This is a genomic window from Kouleothrix sp. (assembly GCF_046328425.1).
Taxonomy (GTDB): Bacteria; Chloroflexota; Chloroflexia; order Chloroflexales; family Roseiflexaceae; genus Kouleothrix.
The window spans coordinates 1-21,766 of sequence record NZ_JAXLWP010000018.1; the positions used below are offsets into that span (position 1 = coordinate 1).

Below are 21,766 nucleotides of genomic sequence, written 5' to 3' on the forward strand. Positions count from 1 at the left end.
TGGCCCTGGGTGTACGGGTCTTTGGCGTCGATCGCGCCGGCCACCACTTTGATCACGCCCATAAACAGCCGGTAGGTGTCGTCGTTGAGCCGCGCGACCTGCAGCACCGTGGCGGCCTGGCTGGCGAGCGTCTCGAACAGCGCGATGTCGTCCTGGCTGAAGGTACCGCCGTTGCGCTTGTTGAGCGCCTGCGCGCCGCCCATAATGCTGGCGTTGATCTCGCCGCGCTCCTCGCCGAGCTGAATGCTAGGGGCGCGCAGCGGCACGCACAGGATCGAGCGCGTCACAAAGCCGCTCTGCTCGTCGGCCTGCTTGTAGTGATGCGTCTCCTTGCTGACATCGTACACCAGCCTGCGCTCGCCAGTCTGCACCACCTGGCCGATAATGCCTTCGCCCAAATTGAGCGTCAGCGCCTTGAGCTTCTCGCCGCGCTCGCCGGTGGCCACGTGCAGCCGCAGCACCGGCGGGTCGTTCTGCTCGTCGAGCTCCCACACCGAGGTAGCTTCGACTTCGAGCAGCTCGCGGGCGTGGTTCATGATCCGCGTCAGCAGCTCGTGGCGATCGAGCGTGGTGGTGAGGTGCGAGATAATATCGACCAGCGCGTTCAAGCGGCGCTGGCGCTGGTTCGCCTGCTCGAGCAGGCGCGCCTTCTCGATCTCGCTGGCCATGCGGTCGGCCAGGTCGTGCAGCAGCGTCAGCTCGTTCTCTTCGTCGACGGCGCTGTAGGGCAGGTTGAACACCTGCACCACGCCGATCGCCCGGTCGTGCAGCAGCAGCGGCAGGCAGTAGGCCGTGCGCAGGCGCATGCCCGAGAGCTCGCCCAGCCGCCGATCCCAGCGCGGGTCGGACTCGACATCGTCGATGAAGATCGATCGGCGCTCGCGCAGCGCCGCACCAACAATGCCGCGCGCGGCGGGCAGGCGCCGGCCGATCAAGCCGCGGCTCTGCGGGTCGCCCTTCACCACCTTGAACACCAGCTCGTCGGTGTCGGCGTCGTACAGGTACAGCGTACCGGCCGTCGCGTCGACGACCTCGATGAACAGGTCGACCATCTGGTCGAGCAGCGCGTCGAGCTCGTGGGTGGCGGCGATGGCATTGGCGCGCCGGATGGTGTCGATCACGCGCCGATATGACTGCCTGCTCAGTTCGCGTTCCACACCACACCCCCTGCGAGTTTTACTGCGTGCGCCGAACGTATTGAGCGCCGTGGCGAGAGTGCAGGCTCAGTGCTCGGCGCTTTTCGCCAGCGCCCGCACGTAGCGCGCCAGCTCGTCGGGCTCGCCGGCCAGCGCCACCGACGCGCCCGACTCGGCAGCAATCCGCTCGGCCGAGTACTCGTCGAGCGTCCGCGTGCCGGCGTGGTCGAACATCACGCGGGGCAGCAGCGCGCGCTGCGCGCCGGCGGCCCGGAGCGCCGCGGCCACGTCGTGGCCCATCAGCAGGCCCGAGACGGTGACCATCTCGCCAAAGAACTGGTTGACCACCGGCAGCAGCGTGGCGTGCAGGTTCTCGACACGGTTCAGGCGGTCGACGACGCGCTGCAGCACTGGCGCAATCAGCGTGCCGCACACCAGCGTCAGGCTGGTAGGCACGGGCAGGCGCGCGGGCAGGCGCCGCTGGGCGCGCGCCCAGCCGTCGACGAAGTCGCGGGTCATGCCGACGCCATTCGAGTACTGCGGCATGCCGTCGTAGCTGTCGGCGGGGGGCAGCGCGCGGCCGCTGATCAGGTAAAATTCGTCGGAGGGGTACACCAGGCGAATGCCCAGCTCGCGCTGGAGCTGCTCCTGGTATGGCGCGATCAGGTCGATCACCCGCGCGGCCTCGTCGGGGCGGAACGTGCGCATCGGCACGTCGGCGGCGACGATCTGGCGCGCGCAGTGGCCCAGGTCGGCGGCGAGCGTTCCGGAGCCAGGGGTTGGCGATTGAAGCTGGATCACCTCGCCAGCCGCCTTGCCCTGCCGCGCGGCTCCCCACGCCTCGTCCCAGAGCGGCTGGCGCTCCCAGTTGGTATCGATCCACTCGGGCGTCTCGTGCACGCCGATGGCGGCGCGGATGCTCTGCGGGCGCTTGCCCTCGAAGCGATACTTGGTGAGGCCCACCGGCACCACCGCGATCGTCTGGACGACCGGGTACAGTGCGGCCAGCTCGCGGATGCTCTGGTGCAGCGCGGCGCCGTCGTTGATGCCCGGCAGCGCGACGATCTGGGTATGTACCTCGACGCCCATACGCCCGAAGCGGCGGATCTGCTCAAGCACGTCGGGCACGTCGGCCTTGCCCAGCAGCACCGCGCGCAGCGCCTGGTCGGTGGCGTGGATCGAGACATACATCGGGCTGAGGTGCTGCTCTTCGATGCGCTGCCAGTCGTCTTCGCTCAGGTTGGTGAGCGTCACGAAGTTGCCGTACAGAAAGCCCAGGCGGTAGTCGTCGTCTTTCAGGTAGAGCGACTTGCGCATGCCCTTGGGCATCTGGGTGAGGAAGCAGAACGGGCACTTATTATTGCAGGTGCGCAGGCGGTCGAACAGCGGCTCGACGAACTCGATGCCCAGGTCGTCGTCGGCGTCCTTCTCGATCTCGTAGATCGTCTCGTCGTCGCCGCGGCGCACCAGCAGCTCGACGCGCTCCTCGGCGATGGCGAAGCGGTAGTCGATCACGTCGCGCAGCTGGCGCTCGCCCACCGCCAGCACCACGTCGCCGGGCTGTAGGCCCAGCGCCTCGGCGATGCTGCCGCGCGCGACGCTGGCGATCGGCCCGCCCGCGCCGGTGATATTCTTAAGATCTGGCTGGTATTCCATGCGTGTTGGTATATGTGATACAACTGAGGGCTTACGCAGAAACACGGAGCGCTCAGCCCTCGGCAGAGCGCGTCGGCGGCGTAAGCCATGATTCAATGCGCGGAGTTTCGACGTGACACTGTACGGGCGCGATCGAACGCGCCCTTTGAAACATGCCTAAGCCATACAGCAGGCTGGCCCGCACCAGCCGCATTATACCACACGGCGCCGTAGCGCGCCGAGATCAGCCTTTGGCAGCTTGCCGCGCGCCCGTTCGGATGTATACTGGCAGCGAGGCCCGGCCAAGGGCCTGGAACTTGCTACGCGCCCATGGCCGGCTGTGAAGATTGGAACATTCGCGATGGATTTGCTGTCTACTATCAAGGGCGATAGGCTAGTGGTGGAGGAAGACGGTGCGACGCCGTTTGCGACTTCTTGTTATAGCGACGCTCTTCGGGTGTGGGGCGTTTATGCTGTTCAGCCAATGGCGCGCCGACGCGGCGGCCAACCAGCGCCGGCCACCGCTCGACATGTTCGAGCGCGGGCCGTATCGGCACACACCCGGCTATGGGTGGCGCATCTCCGATCAGCGCGACCCCGGCCCATCGATTGAGCCCTATGTGCGCCCCGAGTTCGCGCGCCAGATGCGCGACCTTCAGCCCGCGATCCTCGCCGCTGCCGCGCGCCACAACCGCCCGCAGATCTCGGGCATCTCCGATCACGACTTTGCGGTCATCATCGCGCTGATCATGTACAACGAGCATTTCGGCTGGTTCGAGGAGCGCGTGAAGCCGGTGCAGCTGCTGACGCCCTGGTACGAGGATCTGCAGCGCGAGACCAACGCGACGGGCATTAGCAACCTGAGCCTGTGGCCCGCCAACATCCGGCCGTCGGTGGCGCTCGAGATCTTGCGCGGGCAGGTGCCGCTGCCGCACGGCAGCGGCGTGCTGACGGTGCCGCTGACGGTGAGCGGCAGCACGGTGCGCCCCGACGCTTTCGCCTCGCAGCAGGCGCTGTACGCGGCCATCAGCGCCGAGATCGCCAACCCCAGGCTGGCTGTTGAGTACCTCGCGGCGAACCTCGAGCGCGGGATCTACCGCGCCAACGCCGAGGGCGTGACGGTGACGTGGCGCGCGCTGGCGGCGTGGCACAACCAGGGTATTGTGGCGCCCGAGGAGCTGCGCGCCAACCCTACCGCCAGCGATTACGTGCACCGCGCGTCGGCCTACTTCGCACGCGCGCGCGCGCTGATCGACATGCCGCCGGCCGGCGCGCCCGTGTGGAAGTTCCCCACCGACACGCGCCCCGACAGCCAGGCGGCCGCGACTGCGGGCTAGCACCAAGCGGTACTTTACCTCTTGAGGTGTGCAGTTTTCCGCGCTCCGCGCGGAAAACCGCACACTATGGTCAGGCGAGTATTACGCTGCCGCAGGCGAGCTGCTGCCGTGCGCGTCTCCGTGCCTTCGCGGCGAGAGCAAGAGCACGCGCAGCTCACGCTAGCGCGCCGCCACATCGATCTGGCCAAGCGTGATGTAGTCGGCCGAGGCGTCGGCCAGCGCCAGGCGCCGCATCGAAGGGTAGGCGTACCAGCCGAGCGTCACGCGGTAGCGGCCTGGCGGCGCGCCGGGCTTGAGCGTGGGCGAAACCAGGTCGGCGTAGCGCTTGCCGGGCTGCCAGCGCTCGGTCGGGGCCGGCTGGTCGTGCTGGCCCCAGATCTGTCCGTCGGGGCCGACCAGGTGTACAAAGAACGAGTAGCTCGCCGACGGCGCGCCGAGCGCCTGCCACTGCAGCATCACTGGCACGCCGTCGCCGGGGTGGTACGGGCCAGGCGGCAGGGTGTAGCCGCTCAGCCCCACGCCGTCGGCCCAGGCCGCGCTCGCGGCCACGGCGGCCTCCAGCGGCGCACGGCCGACGCGCCAGAGGCGCCCTTCGGGCCACTGCGCCAGCCCCAGCTCCACATCGGGCGCCGAAAGGTACACCGCGCGGCCGTGGTCGAGCGCCTCGATCACCGAGGCGCGCCCGATGCCCGAGCCAAACTGCACGTCGGGGCGCAGGCCCTCGATCGTCTGCAGGTAGCGCGGCCCCTCGGTGGAGTACCAGTCGCCCAGCACCAGCGCGCCGGGCGGCAGCGGCTGCGCCAGCACCTCGCGGGCAATCCGCTCGTCGTCGGTGCTGTTGAGCGCGCGCACGGCCGGCAGGTTCTGCCACAGCAGCAGCGCGACATAGCCCGCGCCGAGGGCCGCCAGCCCGGCGCCGAGCGCGCGGCGCCACTGCTTGCCGCCGAGCCAGCGCCGCGCCGCGTCGCCCAGCGCCATCGCGCCCTCGCCCAGCAGTGGCGCGGCCAGCACGTGCGCCGGGATGAAGAACACTTCGACGTCGGCGACATAGTAGGCCACGCAGAACGCCAGCGTCAGCGCGTAGCCAAGCAGCAGCAGCGCGGCTGCGGCACGGTCGCGCAGCAGCAGGCGCACCCCGCCCAGCAGCGCCAGCAGCGCGCCGGCCGGCAGGAACTGCGGCCACACAAACGCGCGCGCCAGGGTGAATATGCGCCGCAGGCCCTCGCCGCGCAGCCGTGCCAAGTCGAGCCAGGTGGCGGTGAGCGAGGCGCCGCTGATGTGATCCCACACCTGCCGCCAGCTCTGCATCCAGGCCGGGGCGCGCAGCGGCACGTAGAGGTACAGCATGCCGCCGGCCAGCAGGCCGCCCAGCCCGAGCACGAGGTCGCGCGAGGCCACGGCGGGGCGCGCGCCGCCCGCCCGGCGGCTCATGAGCACAAACAATAGGGCGCCTGGGAGCATGAGGATGATCGAGCGGTGGTGCGCCAGGCCGAGGCCCAGCAGCAGGCAGGCGAGCCACAGCGGCCAGCGCCCATCGCGCCAGCGCAGCAGCGCCAGCAGCAGCAGCGCCTGGAGCAGCGCTGCCAGCGCGTAGACCTCGGCCACGGTGGCTTGCGACCAGAACGCGCGCGACACGCCCAGCGCCAGTGCGGCGATGGCGGCGGCCGGGGCGCGCTGGCCCAGCGCCCGCGCCAAGGCGTATACCACAGCTAGCGCGGCGGCGGCGGCTGCCGCCGAGAACAGGTTCAGGCGCCAGGCCGGCGTGCCGCCGAGCGGCAGCTGGCACCACAGCCAGCCCAGCAGCGTGTACAGCGGGTAGCCGGTGGGGTGCGCCAGCCCGAGCGTCGGCACCACCCACTGCAGCTCGGCGGTGTCGCGGCTGCCAAGCCCCGGCAGCAGCGTGGCCGCGTACAGCAGCAGCGCGGCGGCGGCAACACCGCACGCGAGCAGAATGTCGCGCCACGCGACGCCTGGCGAAAGCTTGCTTTCGGACACTGCCGTGTGGCCGCGCTCACCGCCCTGCCGCCACCCGGCGCTCAGCTGATCTCCTTGTGATTTATGCACATACACCATCCATAGCATCGAAGGCCGCGCGGCCGGCGCCTTGCGCCCGCGCCCTTAGCCTGCCCGCCGCCCGCGCGAGCGCCGAGCGAGGTTTGGGAGCGCGGGCCGAGCACAGCGCTAGCCGCGTAAGCCAGGTCATTGGCGGCCCGCGCCAGGCGCCTGCAGCGCCTGTAGCTGGGCGCTGATCGCGTCGAGGCGCTTGACCAGGTCGTCGTAGTGGGTCTGCGCCGGCGCAGGATCCTTTCCTATAAACGCCAGCGAGCCGCCGGTTTCGAGCACACACTCCTCGACGTCGTCGAGGCTGCGGAAGCCCTGGCGGTGCGCGGCGGCCGTCAGCTCGCCCAGGCTAATCAGCTCGCGGTCGAGGCGCTGGTGCCGCACGCGGCCGTGCTCGATCAGCAGCACCGGCTCGCCCTCCAGAAAGCGGTCGAGCTTGACGCGGCGAAACAAGAAGCGCACCACCAGGTAGTTTGTTAGCAGCAGGCTGACGGCGCCAAGCATTCCGCCAGTCACGCTGTTGTCGTCGCCGATAATCGCGTTCTGCACGGTGTTCGAAAGCATCAGCAGCACCACGAGGTCGAACGTGTTGATCTGCGCAAGCTCGCGCTTGCCGGCCAGGCGCAGCCCGATCACCAGAAAGCAGTAGACAATCACCGGGCGTAGGAGCTTTTCGATCAGCAGGGGGTAGAGTGGATCCAGGCCAAACATACTCCGCAGCGCAGCAAGCAGACTCATGGCTTCGGCTCCTCGTTGTTGTCGAACCATCCGCGCCATCATACCACGCTGGCGCTTGAGACGGTGCGGCACGGCGCTTGCTATAGAGAGTTCGGCATCGCGGAAAGGAGCACGTATGATCACATGCGCCAAATGTAGCAACGACACCCACACCAGCGCGCTGGTGACAGCGCAGGGCGAGGTGATGCTGGCCGGCACGATTGGCACCGGCCCGCGCCCGATCCTGGCGCAGGTATGCAGCGCCTGCGGTTTTATCGAGCTGTACGCGCCTTTGCAGCTCGACCAGCCCGAGATCAGCCGGGCGGAGCGCGCCACGCCAGCCGGCGACCTGACCGAAGTAGCCGCAGCTAGCAGCGTCGGCGCCTGACGGCACGCAGCTTGCTCCTGGTGTAGCTGCGCCACACGCCGGCGCAGCGTTAGCGGAGAACAGCTATGACCTTGATCATCGGCGGACTTGCCATTGGTATTGTGCTCGGTCTCATCGGCCTGCGCATCCTGCGCATGGGCGAGGCGCGCCAGCACGGCGGCACACAAGGCACGCACTTCCGGCATCACTCGTAGGCGGGGCCTGCGTTTTCATAGAACCAAGCGCTGCTCGGGCTTTGCCGGGTGGCGCTTGCGGTAGTTGGCCGGCCATATACACAACACAGCCGAAGCCAGGGCGGCCACCGGCCGCCGCCGTAGGGCGACCCAAGCGAGCAAGCGCTCGGCCGCACACGCCTGGTGCTCGTTTCGAAAGGCAACATGCTACCTTCCACGCGCCCGGTGTTCCTTTCCCAGGATGGAATGTTCGTTCCCGCACGCCCGGTGCTTGACACCGCGCGCCCGGTGCTTGACGCCGCGCGACCTGGCTTCGCCCTGCCAGAGGCGGTTGGGGCGCACTTTCTACGGCTCGGCCTCGCCACCCAGCCGGGCGATTTCGTCGCGGATCGTCTCAATCTCGGTGATAATCTCGGCGGGCGTATTGTAGCCAAACATCGCGCGCTTGTGCTCGAGCACCTGCAGGCGCGCGCGGTGCGCCTTCAGCAGGTCGCTGGAGCTGCCGGCCGGGGCGCCGGCCACGCCGGGCGGGCCGTAGTAATGCACGTGCTTGTCGCCCTGCACGGTGTCGCCGGCCTTGCCGATGGTATTGCCGCTGCCGAAGTTCACCCCGCCCGACTGCTGGGTGACATTGCCATGCACATCGCCGGCGACCGCAATGCCCACCCGCGCGCTGCCGCCGATCGTCTGGTTCCTGCTGCCAGCGGCGGCCGGCACGGCAACGCCAGCCGCAATGCGCCGCAGCTCGTCGCGCAGCCCATCGAGCAGCTGCTCAAGCCGATCGGTGGCCGCGTCAAGCGCGCCGGCCTGTTGGCGCAGCGCGTCGAGCACGCGCGGCACATCGGCCAGCGAATGGCCGAGCGCAGCAGCGGCCTGAGCCGTCTGGCGCGTGAGCCAATCGTGGAACGCGCGCCAGGCCTCGGCGTCGGCGGCAAGCTCGTGCTGAAACTCCAGCGCGGTGCATTCGAGCAAGCGCGCCTTGATCCAGGCAGCCTGGCGCGGCTCGTGGCCGTGCAGCAAGCCATCGAGCGCGCCGACCAGTGCGCGCTGCGCGGCAACAGGGCTATCGGCGCCGGGCGGGTACTCGGCGCGCGCCAGCGTATCGGCGGCGGCGCCGAGCAGCGCGAACGCAGCCACATCGGCGGCCCTGCCATACTCGGCCTGATACTGCCGGCGCAGCGCGGCCACCGCGCGGCGCAGGGCACGCTCGTAGGCACGCGCCAGCGCGCCACCTGGCCCGGCCGGCGGCAGAGCCAGGCGCCACAGCTCGCCCAGCGGCTCCGAAGCCCAGTTCACGCCCACGCCGCCGGCCGCACTGATCAGCGCGGCATTGCCGCTGAGCAGGCTCGCGCCCACCAGCAGCGCGCCGGCCACAAGCCTGGCGCTGGCTTCGCGTTCCATCGCAATGTTCCTTTCTCGGTCGTGTTGCCGGCGCACGCAGCGCATTCGCCGCAGCCGCGCATGTTCTGCATAAGAAACGTGGCTCACACGATTTTTCGCAGATCAACCGGGCCACGCACGCGCAAACGCCAGGAGGCTGGCGGCCCCCTGGCGTCGTATACTTGCGAAGGGCGAGTTCGACCCCGCCGCTACGTTGCCATGGTGTGGGCAGGCGAGATCCCGCCCGGTTTGGCAAAGGCTCGATCGAGCCAGGCGCAGCCCCGCGCGCCTACCCTAGCAGTTCTGGTACGCCTCGCGGAAGCGCTCGCGCGCGCGGAACAGCCGCGTCTTGATCGCGCTGTTCGAGACACCCATAGCCTCGGCGATCTCCTGGGTGCTGTGGCCCTCGCACGAATGCATGACCAGCGGCAGGCGGTACATCGCAGGCAGCTGGGCAAGCGCGCGCTGCACCGGCTCGCCCTCGTCGAGCCGCGACTCCATCGAGTGGCTGCCGCTGGGCGGCGGCTCAAGGTCGAGCAGCGGGGTGAAGCGAATGCGGCGGCGGCGGCGTAGGAAATCGTAGGCGGTGTTCGTGGCGATGCGGTAGAGCCAGGCCGCCACGCTGGCCGAAGCGTCGCGCTGGTGCCAGTTGCGCAGCGCCTTGATAAACGTCTCCTGGCAGAGATCCTCGGCGGCCTCGCGGTCGCTCACCAGGCGCGTCAGGTAGGCAAGCAGTGGCCGCTGGTACTCCTCGTACAGCAGCTCGATGCAGGTGGTATATGGGGTGCACGAATCATTCAGTGCATGCAGTGCTAACATCGTAGATTCCTCTATCGTAGAGCTGCTCGGGGTGTATCGGATCACGAAAGGAGAACGTGCCGGGGTGTGTTGCCGCTCTGGCGTTGGCGTGGCCGCTGCCGGCCACCACACCTACCTGCTGCCAAACCTGCTCACAACCGCCTCCTTGACGCTTGGCGCGGGCGCGTGAGCGTGGTGCTTGCGGGCCAGTGCGGCCCTCCCACGGCTGGTGCGCGTCGGCGCCATTGAGTGCCAGTAGGCATACTATAGCGGAATGCGCCGGCAGCGGCATCAGGCGTTTGGGCCATCTCGATCTCAACCGCGAAACCGACGCGGCGCTCATTCTCATGGTGGACATCGATCGGTCGCAGGGTTGATTTGCGAAGCGGCGCACAAAGAAGCCCGGCCCGCCGCGCGTACGCGCGGCGGCGGCTGAGCTAAGGCCTGCGAGGCAGCGAAGCCGCCTACTCCATCGGCACAAGGCGCTGGCGCAGCGCGTAGATCGCCGCCTGCGTGCGGTCGGCCAGGTGCAGCTTGCTAAGGATATTGCTCACGTGGGTCTTCACGGTCTTCTCGCTGATGATCAGCGTATCGGCGATCTCCTTGTTGCTCTGGCCCTTGGCGATCAGCCGCAGCACATCCATCTCGCGCTCGGTCAGCTGCTCGACCGAGTCCTCGGCCGGGCGCGGCGCGGTGAACTCCTGCATGAGCTTTGCGGCAACCTCGGAGTGCAGCACGGCCTCGTTGCGCTGGGCCGCGCGGATGGCGCGCGCCAGCTCCTCGGGCTGCACGTCCTTCAGCAAGTACGAGATCGCGCCGGCCTTAACCGCCGGAAACACCTTGTCGTCGTCGGCGAACGACGTAAGCACAATGATCCGCGTCGAGGGGCTCACCGACTTCACGCGCCGCGTCGCCTCGACGCCGTCGATGCCCGGCAGCACCAGGTCCATCAGCACCACGTCGGGCAGCAGCTCCTGCGCGAGCTTCACGCCCTCCTCGCCGCTTGGCGCCTCGCCTACCACCTCGATATCATCCTGCAGCTCGAGAAAATCGCGCAGGCCCTGGCGCACAACGCGGTGATCGTCGACGAGCATGACGCTGATGCGATCCATACTTCACTCCATCTCTATTCTTTAAATGTGAATGCAGAGCTGGTGCAATCTGAAACCCTCTTCCCCTGCCCCGCTCCAGCGCTCGCGGGTCGGGAAGGTGCGGTGCAGTGCGCCCCGCCTGCCCCGGCAGGGCCGCGAGCGAGGGGTGAGCCGAACAACGCTGCACGAGCCCTGCTACGTACGTGGCACCGTCACCACAACCTCGGTTCCCTTGCCCGGCTGCGAGCGCAGCTCCATCTGCCCGCCAAGCTCGGCGGCGCGCTCGCGCATGCTCGTAAGCCCAAGGTGGCGGCCGCTCTCGGGCACAAGCTCGGCCAGATCGAAGCCGGCGCCGTCGTCGACCACGCGCAGCAGCACGCGCTCGGGCTCAAGGTCGAGCACGATCGTAACGCGGCAGGCGCCGGCGTGCTTCACGACATTATTCAGCGCCTCCTGGGCGATGCGGTAGATCGCCTGCTCGGCGCCGCGGGCGAAGCGCTCGTCGCCGCTGATCTCGAAGTGCATCGTCAGGCCCTCGCGGCGGCCCAGCGCGGCCACGTGCTGCTGCAGCGCGGCCACCAGCCCCTGCTCGCTGAGGCCGGGCGGGCGCAGCTGGAAGATCAGCGCGCGCATCTCGGCCAGCGCGGCGGCGGCGGTTTCTTGCAGGCGCTCGAGCTGGGCCGCAGTGCGGGCCGGGTTCTTTTCGAGCTGCACGCGCGCCGCCTGGGCGGTGAGGGTCATGCTGAACAGCTGCTGCGAGATCGAGTCGTGCAGATCGCGCGCCAGGCGGCTACGCTCCTCGAGCACGGCGGCCTCCTGGGCGCGCTGGTACAGCCGCACATTCTCGATCGCGCTGGCCAGCACGTCGGCGGCAGTCTCGAGCACGCCCACGCCCTCGTCGCTGAATGCGCCGACCTGGCGCGACTCGAGGTTCAGCACTGCCAGCACGCGCGCGCCGGCAACGATCGGCACGCACAGCTGCGATCGCGTCTCGCGCGGCGTCTCGGCCACGTAGTCGGGGTGCCCGAGCACATCGGCCACGTACACCGTCGTGCCGGTGCGGTAGGCTTTGCCGAGCAGCCCGCGCGCGGCCGGAATGCGGTAGCCGATCTCGCTGGGCCGGAAGGTACCGGCCTGCGCCGCCAGCACCACCTCGTGGGCCTCGTCGTCGGCCAGGTACAGCTCGACGTGGCCATAGCCGAAGCCCTGCTGGATCTGCACCGTCACGGCCGCGAGCATCCGCTCGAGATCGAGCGTCGACACCGCGATGCGCGCCACCTGGTTCAGCACCGTCAGGTGCTCGTTGCGGCGCTTCACCTGGGCGGCGAGGCTCTGGGCCTCCTGGTACAGGCGCGTGCTGGCGATCGGCCCGCCGATCTGCGCCGCCACCGCCTCGAGCAGGTCGACATCCTCGTAGGTGAAGGCGTTCGGCTGGTCGGATTCGACGCTGAGCGAGCCGAGCACGCGGCCGCCGGTGCGCAGCGGCACGGCAATATACGAGCGGATGCGGCGGTTCGTGCCGACATCGCGCGCCGCCGGCGGCACACGCGCCTCGGCCCAGGTATCATTCGAAAGAAACGGGATGCCGCGCTCGACAACCCAGCCGCAGATGCCCTCGCCGACCTTCAGGCGCACCTGGCGCGCCGCGTCGTCGATATGGCCGACGGTGGCGGCGATCTCCAGCTCGTTCTGGTCGTTCAGCAGCGCGATCGCGCCGCCCTGAAACGCCACCTCGAGCCGCTCGACCGTGCGGGTGAGGATTGTCGAAAGGTCGAGGGTATTGCTGACATCGCGGCCAAGCTCGGCCAGCAGCTGCTCTTTGGCCAGCAGCCGCGCGCTACGCGCCGCCAGCCGGGCATTTTCGAGCGCCAGCGCGGCCTGGCGGGCGATCGCCTCGAGGATCTGCACGCTGGGAACGTCGAGCTGCGAGCCATCGGCCGGCGGGCCAACATAGATCGCGCCGGAAAGCCGCTCGCCGCGCCCGCGCAGCGGCACCAGCAGCACGCCGCGGGCGGGCTGGCGGATGCGCTGGCCGGCGCCGTGCTGCAGCTCGCGCTCGACGCTCTGGCCCGCCGGGATGAGGTACGACTCGCCAAGGCGGTAGCGCGGCTGAAACAGCGACTGGTAGAACGACGGCGCGGTTGGGTTGGCGCGCAGCTGGGCGATCTGGTCGTCGGGCAGGCCGGCGAAGGCCACGGCCTCGAGCTCGTCGGTGTCGGGGTGGCGCAGGCGAATATACACCTGCGAGTAGCCCAGCACGCTGTAGATCACGTCGGCGACTTCCTGGAGCAGCGCCTCGGGGGTAATATCGGCGCGCAGCTGCGTGCCCAGCGCCAGCAGATCGCCCAGCGGCATCCCGCGCGCCAGGTCGGTCGTCGACATATTCGAGCGTGACTGTGGATCTTGCACGGCCAATCCCGGGCATTCACAATGAATGGCGGTATTGTAGCACAGGCACGCGTGCGGCAGCATCATTCAGAAGCCCGATTGCCGATCGGTCTCAGTTCCTACTCGTCGATCTCCAGCTCGTGCAGGTCGGTATCGCTCAAGTTCTGGCCGCGCCCGATCATGATCGGGCCAAAGATCGCCTCCTGCTCGACGACGATCGCGCGGCGCTTCAGCAGCTCAAGCACCGACCACAGCGCCACGATCACCTCGACCCGGCGCGCCGCCAGCGACAGCAGGTCTTCGAAGCTGATCCACTGCTGCGCTGCCAGCCGCTCGCGGATGCGGCCGGCCATCTCGGCAACGGTGATGATCTTCGGCGCGGGCAGCGGCACCTCGGGCGGATCGAGCGGCAGCAGCAGCTGCATGCGCCGCTGCACCGCCGCGATCATCTCGCTCAAGGTTATGTCGAGCTTATCGGGCTTAGGCAGCGCGGGGGTAGGCGGCGCTGCCACGCGCAGAAACGAGCGCCGGCCGCTAGCCTCCCAGGCGCGCAGCAGTGCGGCGGCCTGCTTGTAGCGCTGGTACTCGCGCAGCTGGCGGGCCAGCTCGGCAGCCTCGTCGGGCGGGTCGTCGGGGCCAGCGGCGGCCGGCGGGCGCGGCAGCAGCGCGCGCGATTTGATCAGCAGCAGGCGCGCGGCCATCACCAGAAACGACGACAGCGCGCCAGGCTCGGGGGCCTCAAGGCTGCGCACGTGGGCCAGGTACTGGTCGGCCACCTGCGCCAGCGCCACGGCGGTGATATCAAGCTCCTCGCGCTCGATCAGCCTGAGCAGCAGGTCGAGCGGGCCCTCAAACACGGGCAGCTGAAATGTATAGTCGAGGCTTTCCTGCAACATCGCTTTCTCATCAGTTCTGCTGGTCGGCCCAGCCAAGCGCCAGTGTCTGCGGTGTCGCGCGGCGCGCGCCGTAATCGCGCAGGATGCACACCAGCGCGGCCGGGCTGCCGGCGCGCTCGGCCATGGCGGCGCTGCGCTCGTCGTGGGCGGCGTGGACGGCGAACGGCCGCAGGGGGCCGCGGCCGTGGCGGGCGGCGGCGCGGTACAGGCCGGGCAGCAGCCGCAGCAGCACCACGAACACGCCATAGTAGAGCAGCGGGATCGGCCGGCCGTCGTCGTCGACCTTGCCGCAATCGTGGAGCAGCGCGGCGCGCAGCAGCAGCGGATCGTCGTGGCCGGCGGCGCGCAGCGTATGGTATACATCAAGGCAGTGGCGCTGGTCGTGGCGAGGCATGCGCTCGAACAGGCGCAGCTCGGCCGGCGCGAGCGTGCGCGCCACCAGCGCTCGGTCGTCTGGGGCGAGGCGCGCGGTCAGCGCGGCGGCGAGCTGCCGCAGGCGGTAGAGCATGCTCACGGCGCTAGCCCAGTAGCTCATCGACCTGAGCGGCCAGGGCGAAATCGCGCTCGGTGAGCCCGCCGGCGTCGTGGGTTATCAGCGCCAGCGCTACCTTGTTGTAGCGGATATCGATATCGGGATGGTGGCGCGCGGCCTCGGACAGAAACGCCACTTGCGTCACAAAGCCGATCGCCGCTGGGAACGAGGCGAACGCGAAGGTGCGGCGGATCTGGCCGCCGTGCAGCTCCCAGCCGTCGAGTTCGCCGAGGCGCCGCTCGATCTCGGCATCGGCGAGTGGTGTAGCCATGGTATCTCCTTCTGGGTAAGGCATGGTTCAAAGGCTCACGCCCGCACATGGCCAAAGGCGCAAGGCCATAAGTATAGCAAGAAATCAGGGTGCCGCAGGCCAACGAAAACCGCGAGCCATCGCTGGCTCGCGGCAAGGCCGGTGCAACGTCAAACCATCTCGCTCTGCCCCTGCGCTCGAGCGCGGGGAGAGGTGCCTACCGGCTAATCGAGGTAGCCGCGCAGCTTCTTGCCGAGGTGCGGGTGGCGCAGCTTGCGCAGTGCCACCGCCTCGATCTGGCGGATACGCTCGCGGGTAATGCCGAACTCGACGCCGACCTCCTCGAGCGTACGGTAGCGGCCGTCCTTCAGGCCGTAGCGCAGCTGAATGATCTTGCGCTCGCGCTCGGGCAGCTTCTGCAACACCTCTTCGATCTGCTCGCGCAGCATCGAGGCCGCCGCAGCGTCGGCCGGGGTCGAGATCCGGTCGTCTTCGATGAAATCGCCCATGCGCCCCTCGCCCTCCTGGCCCACCGGCATCTCGAGCGAGAGCGGGTGCATGGAAGCTTCGAGCGTTCGGCGCACCTTGTTCGGGCTCATGCCCATCGCGTCGGCGATCTCCTCGGGCGTCGGCTCGCGCTGCATCGTCTGCTGTAGCTTATGCGAGGTGCGCTTCACCTGGCTGATCGCCTCGCCCATATGCACCGGCAGGCGGATGGTGCGGCTCTGGTCGGCAATCGCGCGGGTGATCGCCTGGCGGATCCACCAGGTAGCGTAGGTGCTAAACTTATGGCCCTTGGTGTAATCGAACTTTTCGACCGCGCGCATCAGGCCGATATTGCCCTCTTGCACTAGATCCATCATCGTCAGGCCGTAGGAAGTGTACTTCTTGGCAATCGAGACGACCAAGCGCAGGTTGGCCTGGATGAGATGCTGGCGCGCCTCGTTGCCGCGCATAAGCTGCTGCTCGAGCGAGCAGCGCTCTTGCCACGAGAGGTACTCCTCGTGGTCGAGCGCGAGCTTGGCGCGGTCGCCCGACTCCATCTGCTTGGCCAGCGTCACTTCCTGCTCGGCCGAGAGCAGCGGCACCTGGCCGATCTCCTGCAAATACATGCGCACGGGGTCATCGAGCGCAATATCCGTCAGGTCGGGCAGCTCGGCAAGCAGCTCTTCTTCAATGGAGGCGGGGGCTTCACTGATCTCGGCGGGCGTCTCAACCACGCGGATGCCCTCGGCCTGGAGGGCGGCGTAGAGCTGATCGACGTCGGCAACGTGGTGTTCTGGCTGAGGAAGGGCCTCGAGGATGTCGCTATAGGTGAGGTAGCCTTGCGTGCGGGCGACCTCGAGCAATTGCTCTAGCATGTGCGCCCACTCCTGTAGCGAAGTCTCTGCGAGAGGGACGGTCATAGTCTCTTTCCTAATTGACATATTACACGACCTGTCAAGAGCATCGGTTCAAAGGCAGATCGTGTTGTGAATTCGTTCACCAGCTTGCCGCCATTTTTAGGGCAACAAGATGGGGCTGAGAGCCGGTCACTCAAAGCCCCGGAATGCTCTCAAATTAGGAGGGATGCAAGCTTGGCACCCCATTTGTGCGCAAGATTACTATAGCATTAGTATCTGGTTAAAGTCAACCCCTTTTTCCACAAAGTCTTCTACAATTTCTCCACTTATTCACATAAGGCAACCAGATTGTAAAGCCTTAGAACACCCGTTCTTCACATATTCACAGCGCCGAGCGGCCGGCTGGTAAAGCGCTTTCCGATCGCATGGATACCGACGCCCAAACGCGGCGGTTGGTCACTTGCGCGGCTTGACAGGCGCGCACGCAGCGCGTAGGATGCGACTCCCGAGGAACGTTCGTGCGCCACTATATAAAGGAGACGGCGTATGACCTTTATGCACCGGTTGCGCGCCGCCGCCAAGCGCAACCGCAGCCTGCTGTGTGTCGGGCTGGACCCCGACCCGCAGCGCATTCCGGCGGCGCTGCACGGCCGCAGCGACCCGCTGTTCGCGTTCTGTGCCGCAATCGCCGAGGCCACCGCCGACCTGGCGTGCGCGTTCAAGCCCAACATCGCGTTTTTCGAGGCCGAAGGCCCCGCCGGCATCGCTACACTGGCCCGGCTGATCGCCGCGCTGCCGCGCGATGTGCCGGTGATCGTCGACGCCAAACGCGGCGATATCGGCTCGACCGCCGGCGCCTACGCGCGGGCGATCTTCGAGCGCCTCGGCGCCGACGCGGTGACGCTTAGCCCGTACCTCGGCGGCGATGCGCTGGCACCGTTCCTTGGCTACGCCGACAAGGGCTGCTTCATCTTATGTAAAACCTCGAACCCCGGCAGCGCCGACCTGCAAGACCTCGCGCTGGCCAGCGGCGAGCCGCTGTACATGGCGGTAGCGCGCAAGGCCCAGCACGACTGGAACGCCAACGGCAATGCCGGCCTGGTGGTAGGCGCTACCTACCCGGCGGTGCTGGCGCAGGTGCGCGCAGCCTGCCCCGACCTCCCACTGCTGGTGCCGGGGGTCGGCGCGCAGGGCGGCGAGCTTGGCGCGGCGGTGCGCGCGGCGGTGCGCGCCGACGGCCAGGGCGCGCTGATCAACGCGTCGCGCACAATTATGTACGCCAGCGACGGCGAGGGCTTCGCCGAGGCCGCGCGCGCCGAGGCGCTGCGCCTGCGCGATGCGATCAACGCCGCGATCGCCGACGCCCCGGCGCGGTAGCGCCGGCGCTCCCGCAATATGCCGCTGTTTGCCATGAGCACGCCATGCGCTTCGACTTACTACTCGCGCGGCTGCTCGACGACGTAGCCCAGGAGCACCTGGCGCTGCGGCGGACGACCCGCTACATTCTGCCGCTGCTGCTGCTGCCGATCGGTTTCGCGCTGGCCCAGATGGCGCGCGGCTGGCTTGGGCTGATCACCGGCGGCGTGGCGGTGCTGGTGCTGCTGGCGCAGATCGAGCTGTTCGTGCGGCCTACAGTGGCGCGCGCGCGCGTGGCCAGCCGCGATATGTCGCTGTTCCTCGGGCTGCCGCCCAGCCGGGCGCCGCGCGACACGCGGCAGCTGCTGGCATTGCTGGCGCCGGCCGCGCTGGCGCTGACGGCCAGCATGGCTATCGCCTTCCCAACCATGCTGGCGCGCGCCGAACCCTGGCAGCGCCTGCTGGCGCTGGCGCTGGGCATAGGCGCGCTGCTAGCGATCGGCCAGCGCCTCGCACAGGTGCACGCGCTGCTCGGCAGCATCGAGCGGCGGCTGCGCGCGGCCGACGAGCAGCCAGCCCCAAGCGGCGCACGGCCTTCTGATGGGCTGCTCGACCCGGCAATCGCCCGGCGCATGGCCGGGCTGACCTTCCCTGTGCTGGCGCTGGCACCGGCCGCCCAGGCGCTGCTGCGCGCCGAGGCCTACCTGGCGCTGCGCGACTTCCCAGCCACCAGCGACGCCGAGCTCCAGGCCGCGCTGGCCGACCTGGCGCAGCAGGCCCACGCCGACGAGCTGCGCCACTGGCTGCTGCCGCCGGTAGGCGGCAAGATCTACCTGCCGATCGCCGCCAACGGCGTGCTGGCGCGGCTGCTGGGCGACACCGCGCGCCGCCTGGGGATGGACGGCGCTTTTTCGGCCACGCTTGGCACCTGGCTCATCCGCCTGCCGCCGGCGCGCTCTTATGCCGTGGCCGGCCGGCTGATCGACGCGCTGATTGCGATCGGGCTCGCGCCGCCCGGCTCGATCCTGCCGCATCACCTGACCGTCCAGGGCGACCTGGGCGGCGAGGCGCGCGTGCTGAGCATCGTGCACCTGATCGCCACGCCGCTGCTGTTCGAGGAGCGGCCCGGCCCGGCACAGGCCGACGAGCGGCCGTTCATCATGCGCGGCGGCGGCGTGCTCGACGATATGGCCGGGCGCGGGCGGCAGAGCGGGCCGCGCACCGATTTCGTCGACGGCTTTATCTTCGCCCAGGCCCCCGGCCTCGACGGCGTCGAGCACCTGACCGCGCACACGATCAATCTGCGCGTCAAGCAGGTGCTGGCGTTTGGCCTCCAGGCGTCGCGGCGCCCGGCCGAGCGCCGCAGCCCGGCCGAGCAGCGCGCCGCCGACGCGTACATCCAGCTGCGCGCCAGCCTGCGCGACCTGCTGACGCGCTACGGGCTGGCGGGCATGCTCGAAGTCGATTGGATCGACGGGCGCTGGAGCGAGATCTGGCCGCTGATTCTGCGCATGAGCGAGCTGAAAGAGCGCGATACGGCATTTCTGCGCGAGGCCCAGCAGCTGCGCGACCGCGCGCTCGACGCGATTGAGGGCGCGGCAGCGCAGGCCAGCTGAGCCATGCTATAATAGCCACGCTCGATACTCTACACGCCGCCGCGCCCCGCCGGCCGTGGCGCCCTTTGAGGACCAGATGGCAGGCAACAACGGCCAACCGAACCCGACAGTGGCCGACAATCGCAAGGCGCGCCACGACTATTTCATCGACGAAAGCTACGAGGCTGGCATTGCGCTCACCGGCAGCGAGATCAAATCGGCCCGCGCCGGCCGGGTGAACCTGCGCGGCGGCTATGCCCGCGTGGTGAACGACGAGGTGTGGCTGTACGATGTGCATATCTCGCCCTACGACCAGTCGGGCACGTATTTCAACCACGAGCCCACCCGCCCACGCAAGCTGCTGCTACACCGCCGCGAGATCAGCCGCATCCTCGGCCAGGTCGAGCGCCAAGGCTTCACGCTGGTGCCGCTGCGCCTCTACTTCAAAGGCCGCCGGCTGAAGGTCGATCTTGGCCTGGCGCGCGGCAAAAAGCTCTACGACAAGCGCGACGATATCGCCAAGCGCGAGGCCAAGCGCGATATCGAGCGGGCCATGAAATCGCGCTCGCGCGAGTGACGCCCCGCACAAGCCGGCCGGAAGATAGGCAGCAGCAGGCCATGCGGTCGCGCCGCCCTGCATCCTTTGCCTGTCGTGATCGCCAGGAGGACGAGCATGTCGGCTAGCTACGCCCTCTACGAGCAGATCTACGCCGTGGTCGAGCAGATCCCGCGCGGCATGGTCGCGACCTACGGCGACATCGCCGCGATCGTTGGCGGCGGCTGCGACGCGCGCACCGTCGGCTTCGCGCTGAACGAGACGCCCGCCGCCCAGGCGCACCTGCCCTGGCAGCGGGTGATCAACCGCCAGGGCGGCATCAGCACGCGCGGCCTGGCCCAGCGCCAGCTGCTCGAGGACGAAGGCGTGGCCTTCGACGCGCAAGATCGCGTGATCATGGCGCGCTTCCGCTGGCCCGGCCCTTCTGCCGAGTGGGCCGCCGCGCACGGCTTCAACACGCTGCCGCCGCGCGACGACGCCGAGCAGCTGAGCTTGTTCTAACGCGCTGACGCTTGTGCCGCCATAGCTGCCTGAGAAAAGAAACCCCGCCGTATGCCGAACGCCACCGCGCATGCCCCCGCCGATCTCGTGGCGCCGCTGGTGCTCACGATCGATATCGGCACCTCGTCGGTGCGTACGCTCGTCTACGACGCGCGCGGCCAGGCCGTGCCCGGCGTCGGCGGCCACGAGCCCTACACCGTGCGCGCCGCGGCCGACGGCCGGAGCGAAGACGACGCCGACGCCGCGGTTGCGCGGGTGGCGCGCTGCGTCGACACAGCGCTGTCGCAGGCTGGCGCGCTGGCCGCGCACATCGGCGCCGTGGCCGTCGATACACTGGTTTCGAACATCCTGGCGATCGACGCCAGCGGCCGGCCGCTCACCCCGCTGATCACCTACGCCGACACGCGCAACGCCGACGACGCGGCAGCCCTCAGGCGCGAGCTCGACGAGCGCGCGGTGCACCAGCGCACCGGCTGCATGCTGCGCACCAGCTACTGGCCGGCGCGGCTGGCCTGGTTCAAGCGCACCCAGCCGGCGACCTGGCGCAGCGCCGCCCGCTGGATCACGCTCGGCGAGTACCTCGAGCTTCAGCTGTTTGGCCAGTGCCGCGCCAGCTACTCGGCTGCGTCGTGGGGCGGCCTGCTCGGCCGGGCGAGCCTGGAGTGGGACGCGCCGCTGCTGGCGCATCTGCGCCTCGGCGCGGGCCAACTCTCGCCACTCGTTGGCGCCGACGCGCCGCTGCGCGGGCTGACCGGCCGCGACGCCCAGGGCCGCGCCTACGCCGAGCGCTGGCCGGCATTGCGCGGCGTGCCCTGGTTCGCGGCGATCGGCGACGGCGCGGCGGCCAACATCGGCAGCGGCGCCACCAGCGAAGGCCGGGTGGCGCTGACCGTCGGCACCACCGGCGCGCTGCGCGTCGTGCTGCAAGAAGGCAGGCCAGCTGCTACGCCCGTGCCCGACGGCCTGTGGTGCTACCGCGTCGACGCGCGGCGCGCGCTGCTGGGCGGCGCCACCAGCGAGGGCGGCAATGTATACGCCTGGCTGCGCCAGACGCTGCGCCTGGGCGAACCCGAGCAGATCGAGGCCCAATGGAGCAAGCTGCCGCCCGACGGCCACGGGCTGACTGTTCTGCCGTTTGTGGCCGGCGAGCGCAGCCCCGGCTGGGCCGGCGATGTCCGCGCCACCATCCACGGCCTTGGCCTGAGTACTGCGCCGATCGAGATCCTGCGCGCCAGCCTTGAGGCGGTCGCGTATCGCTTCGCAATCATCTTCGGCGGGCTCGAAGCCTCGCAAGCGTCGCAGCCGCACCGCTCCGAAGCACAGCTGATCGCCAGCGGCGGCGCGCTGCTTGGCTCGCCGGCGTGGATGCAGCTGATCGCCGACGTGCTCGGCCGGCCGCTGGTAGCCTCGGCCGAGCACGAGGCCACCAGCCGCGGCGCCGCGCTGCTGGCGCTCGAGGCGCTTGGCGCGGTCGCGTCGGTCGACGACCTGCCAGCCAGCACCGGCGCGCGCTACCTGCCCGACCCGGCCAACCACGCGGCCTACCAGGCGGCGATCGCGCGCCAGCAGGAGCTATATCGCCAGTTCTACGGCTAAGCTGCCGTCGGGAAGCAGGCAGCGCGAAAGGAGCGGC

General features: G+C 69.0%; 20 protein-coding genes. 8 read left to right on the plus strand and 12 right to left on the minus strand.

What is annotated here, in order from left to right:
• The coding region (locus tag U0177_RS17150) for a GAF domain-containing protein (protein ID WP_409571878.1) at positions 1-1,157 on the minus strand (1,157 nt) is incomplete at its 3' end.
• Between the two features lie 66 nt (positions 1,158-1,223).
• Positions 1,224-2,792 (minus strand): DUF512 domain-containing protein, encoded by a 1,569-nt coding sequence (locus U0177_RS17155; RefSeq protein WP_409571879.1) that lies wholly within the window; start codon positions 2,790-2,792, stop codon positions 1,224-1,226.
• Positions 2,793-3,241: 449 nt separating this feature from the next.
• Here U0177_RS17155 and U0177_RS17160 point away from each other — a divergent pair, with 449 nt between their 5' ends.
• Positions 3,242-4,108, plus strand: a complete 867-nt coding sequence (locus tag U0177_RS17160; protein ID WP_409571880.1) for a hypothetical protein — start codon at positions 3,242-3,244, stop codon at positions 4,106-4,108.
• A 159-nt stretch (positions 4,109-4,267) separates the two neighbouring features.
• Here U0177_RS17160 and U0177_RS17165 read toward each other — a convergent pair whose 3' ends face one another.
• Together U0177_RS17165 and U0177_RS17170 are read right to left on the minus strand one after the other, a co-directional pair.
• The gene (locus tag U0177_RS17165; RefSeq protein WP_409571881.1) at positions 4,268-6,172 is read right to left on the minus strand and encodes a protein O-mannosyl-transferase family; all 1,905 of its coding nucleotides are present in this window, start codon (positions 6,170-6,172) and stop codon (positions 4,268-4,270) included.
• 135 nt (positions 6,173-6,307) lie between these two features.
• Positions 6,308-6,907, minus strand: a complete 600-nt coding sequence (locus U0177_RS17170; RefSeq protein ID WP_409571882.1) for a DUF421 domain-containing protein — start codon at positions 6,905-6,907, stop codon at positions 6,308-6,310.
• Positions 6,908-7,022: 115 nt separating this feature from the next.
• Here U0177_RS17170 and U0177_RS17175 point away from each other — a divergent pair, with 115 nt between their 5' ends.
• Both U0177_RS17175 and U0177_RS17180 read left to right on the plus strand, forming a co-directional pair.
• A complete protein-coding gene (locus U0177_RS17175) occupies positions 7,023-7,274 on the plus strand; it encodes a hypothetical protein (RefSeq protein WP_409571883.1) in 252 nt (83 codons plus the stop codon).
• A 65-nt stretch (positions 7,275-7,339) separates the two neighbouring features.
• Complete coding sequence (locus tag U0177_RS17180) at positions 7,340-7,468, plus strand: hypothetical protein (protein WP_409571884.1); 129 nt, start codon at positions 7,340-7,342, stop codon at positions 7,466-7,468.
• Between the two features lie 324 nt (positions 7,469-7,792).
• On the opposite strand, the gene U0177_RS17185 is transcribed toward U0177_RS17180, so the two are convergent.
• From U0177_RS17185 to rpoD, 8 genes are all read right to left on the minus strand, one after another.
• Positions 7,793-8,848 carry a hypothetical protein gene (locus U0177_RS17185; RefSeq protein WP_409571885.1) on the minus strand — a complete coding sequence of 352 codons (1,056 nt, stop codon included), beginning with the start codon at positions 8,846-8,848 and terminating at the stop codon, positions 7,793-7,795.
• A 273-nt stretch (positions 8,849-9,121) separates the two neighbouring features.
• On the minus strand, positions 9,122-9,646 hold the full coding sequence (locus U0177_RS17190) for an RNA polymerase sigma factor (protein WP_409571886.1): 525 nt from the start codon (positions 9,644-9,646) through the stop codon (positions 9,122-9,124).
• 443 nt (positions 9,647-10,089) lie between these two features.
• The gene (locus U0177_RS17195) at positions 10,090-10,737 is read right to left on the minus strand and encodes a response regulator (protein WP_409571887.1); all 648 of its coding nucleotides are present in this window, start codon (positions 10,735-10,737) and stop codon (positions 10,090-10,092) included.
• Between the two features lie 174 nt (positions 10,738-10,911).
• Positions 10,912-13,098, minus strand: a complete 2,187-nt coding sequence (locus U0177_RS17200) for a GAF domain-containing protein (protein ID WP_409571888.1) — start codon at positions 13,096-13,098, stop codon at positions 10,912-10,914.
• Between the two features lie 125 nt (positions 13,099-13,223).
• Entirely contained in the window at positions 13,224-14,000 is a 777-nt protein-coding gene (locus tag U0177_RS17205) for a segregation and condensation protein A (RefSeq protein WP_409571889.1), read from the minus strand.
• Positions 14,001-14,010: 10 nt separating this feature from the next.
• Positions 14,011-14,535: a hypothetical protein gene (locus U0177_RS17210; protein WP_409571890.1), complete on the minus strand. Its 525-nt coding sequence runs from the start codon at positions 14,533-14,535 to the stop codon at positions 14,011-14,013.
• Complete coding sequence (locus tag U0177_RS17215) at positions 14,519-14,803, minus strand: 4a-hydroxytetrahydrobiopterin dehydratase (RefSeq protein ID WP_409571891.1); 285 nt, start codon at positions 14,801-14,803, stop codon at positions 14,519-14,521. Before U0177_RS17215 ends, U0177_RS17210 begins: the two co-directional genes overlap by 17 nt.
• A gap of 203 nt (positions 14,804-15,006) precedes the next feature.
• Positions 15,007-16,143, minus strand: coding sequence for an RNA polymerase sigma factor RpoD (gene rpoD / locus U0177_RS17220; RefSeq protein WP_409571892.1), 1,137 nt, complete (start codon positions 16,141-16,143; stop codon positions 15,007-15,009).
• A 528-nt stretch (positions 16,144-16,671) separates the two neighbouring features.
• Between rpoD and pyrF the strand changes: the two genes are divergently transcribed.
• The 5 genes from pyrF (at position 16,672) to U0177_RS17245 (ending at position 21,729) form a co-directional block, all read left to right on the plus strand.
• The gene (gene pyrF / locus U0177_RS17225) at positions 16,672-17,502 is read left to right on the plus strand and encodes an orotidine-5'-phosphate decarboxylase (protein ID WP_409571893.1); all 831 of its coding nucleotides are present in this window, start codon (positions 16,672-16,674) and stop codon (positions 17,500-17,502) included.
• Between the two features lie 44 nt (positions 17,503-17,546).
• Positions 17,547-19,097: a hypothetical protein gene (locus U0177_RS17230; RefSeq protein ID WP_409571894.1), complete on the plus strand. Its 1,551-nt coding sequence runs from the start codon at positions 17,547-17,549 to the stop codon at positions 19,095-19,097.
• Between the two features lie 76 nt (positions 19,098-19,173).
• A complete protein-coding gene (smpB, locus tag U0177_RS17235) occupies positions 19,174-19,653 on the plus strand; it encodes an SsrA-binding protein SmpB (RefSeq protein WP_409571895.1) in 480 nt (159 codons plus the stop codon).
• 96 nt (positions 19,654-19,749) lie between these two features.
• Complete coding sequence (locus U0177_RS17240) at positions 19,750-20,133, plus strand: MGMT family protein (RefSeq protein WP_409571896.1); 384 nt, start codon at positions 19,750-19,752, stop codon at positions 20,131-20,133.
• A gap of 51 nt (positions 20,134-20,184) precedes the next feature.
• On the plus strand, positions 20,185-21,729 hold the full coding sequence (locus U0177_RS17245) for a gluconokinase (RefSeq protein ID WP_409571897.1): 1,545 nt from the start codon (positions 20,185-20,187) through the stop codon (positions 21,727-21,729).
• The last annotated feature ends 37 nt before the right edge of the window (positions 21,730-21,766 follow it).

Bases quoted from the DNA above. Each gene is read 5' to 3' on its own strand.
- U0177_RS17245 (WP_409571897.1), top strand. From the start codon at position 20,185: ATGCCGAACGCCACCGCGCATGCCCCCGCCGATCTCGTGGCGCCGCTG.
- U0177_RS17160 (WP_409571880.1), top strand. From the start codon at position 3,242: ATGCTGTTCAGCCAATGGCGCGCCGACGCGGCGGCCAACCAGCGCCGG.
- U0177_RS17215 (WP_409571891.1), bottom strand. From the start codon at position 14,803: ATGGCTACACCACTCGCCGATGCCGAGATCGAGCGGCGCCTCGGCGAA.
- U0177_RS17175 (WP_409571883.1), top strand. From the start codon at position 7,023: ATGATCACATGCGCCAAATGTAGCAACGACACCCACACCAGCGCGCTG.
- U0177_RS17155 (WP_409571879.1), bottom strand. From the start codon at position 2,792: ATGGAATACCAGCCAGATCTTAAGAATATCACCGGCGCGGGCGGGCCG.
- U0177_RS17210 (WP_409571890.1), bottom strand. From the start codon at position 14,535: ATGAGCTACTGGGCTAGCGCCGTGAGCATGCTCTACCGCCTGCGGCAG.
- rpoD (WP_409571892.1), bottom strand. From the start codon at position 16,143: ATGCTAGAGCAATTGCTCGAGGTCGCCCGCACGCAAGGCTACCTCACC.
- U0177_RS17230 (WP_409571894.1), top strand. From the start codon at position 17,547: ATGCGCTTCGACTTACTACTCGCGCGGCTGCTCGACGACGTAGCCCAG.
- U0177_RS17200 (WP_409571888.1), bottom strand. From the start codon at position 13,098: ATGTCGACGACCGACCTGGCGCGCGGGATGCCGCTGGGCGATCTGCTG.
- U0177_RS17195 (WP_409571887.1), bottom strand. From the start codon at position 10,737: ATGGATCGCATCAGCGTCATGCTCGTCGACGATCACCGCGTTGTGCGC.
- U0177_RS17240 (WP_409571896.1), top strand. From the start codon at position 19,750: ATGTCGGCTAGCTACGCCCTCTACGAGCAGATCTACGCCGTGGTCGAG.
- pyrF (WP_409571893.1), top strand. From the start codon at position 16,672: ATGACCTTTATGCACCGGTTGCGCGCCGCCGCCAAGCGCAACCGCAGC.
- U0177_RS17205 (WP_409571889.1), bottom strand. From the start codon at position 14,000: ATGTTGCAGGAAAGCCTCGACTATACATTTCAGCTGCCCGTGTTTGAG.
- U0177_RS17180 (WP_409571884.1), top strand. From the start codon at position 7,340: ATGACCTTGATCATCGGCGGACTTGCCATTGGTATTGTGCTCGGTCTC.
- smpB (WP_409571895.1), top strand. From the start codon at position 19,174: ATGGCAGGCAACAACGGCCAACCGAACCCGACAGTGGCCGACAATCGC.
- U0177_RS17185 (WP_409571885.1), bottom strand. From the start codon at position 8,848: ATGGAACGCGAAGCCAGCGCCAGGCTTGTGGCCGGCGCGCTGCTGGTG.
- U0177_RS17170 (WP_409571882.1), bottom strand. From the start codon at position 6,907: ATGAGTCTGCTTGCTGCGCTGCGGAGTATGTTTGGCCTGGATCCACTC.
- U0177_RS17190 (WP_409571886.1), bottom strand. From the start codon at position 9,646: ATGTTAGCACTGCATGCACTGAATGATTCGTGCACCCCATATACCACC.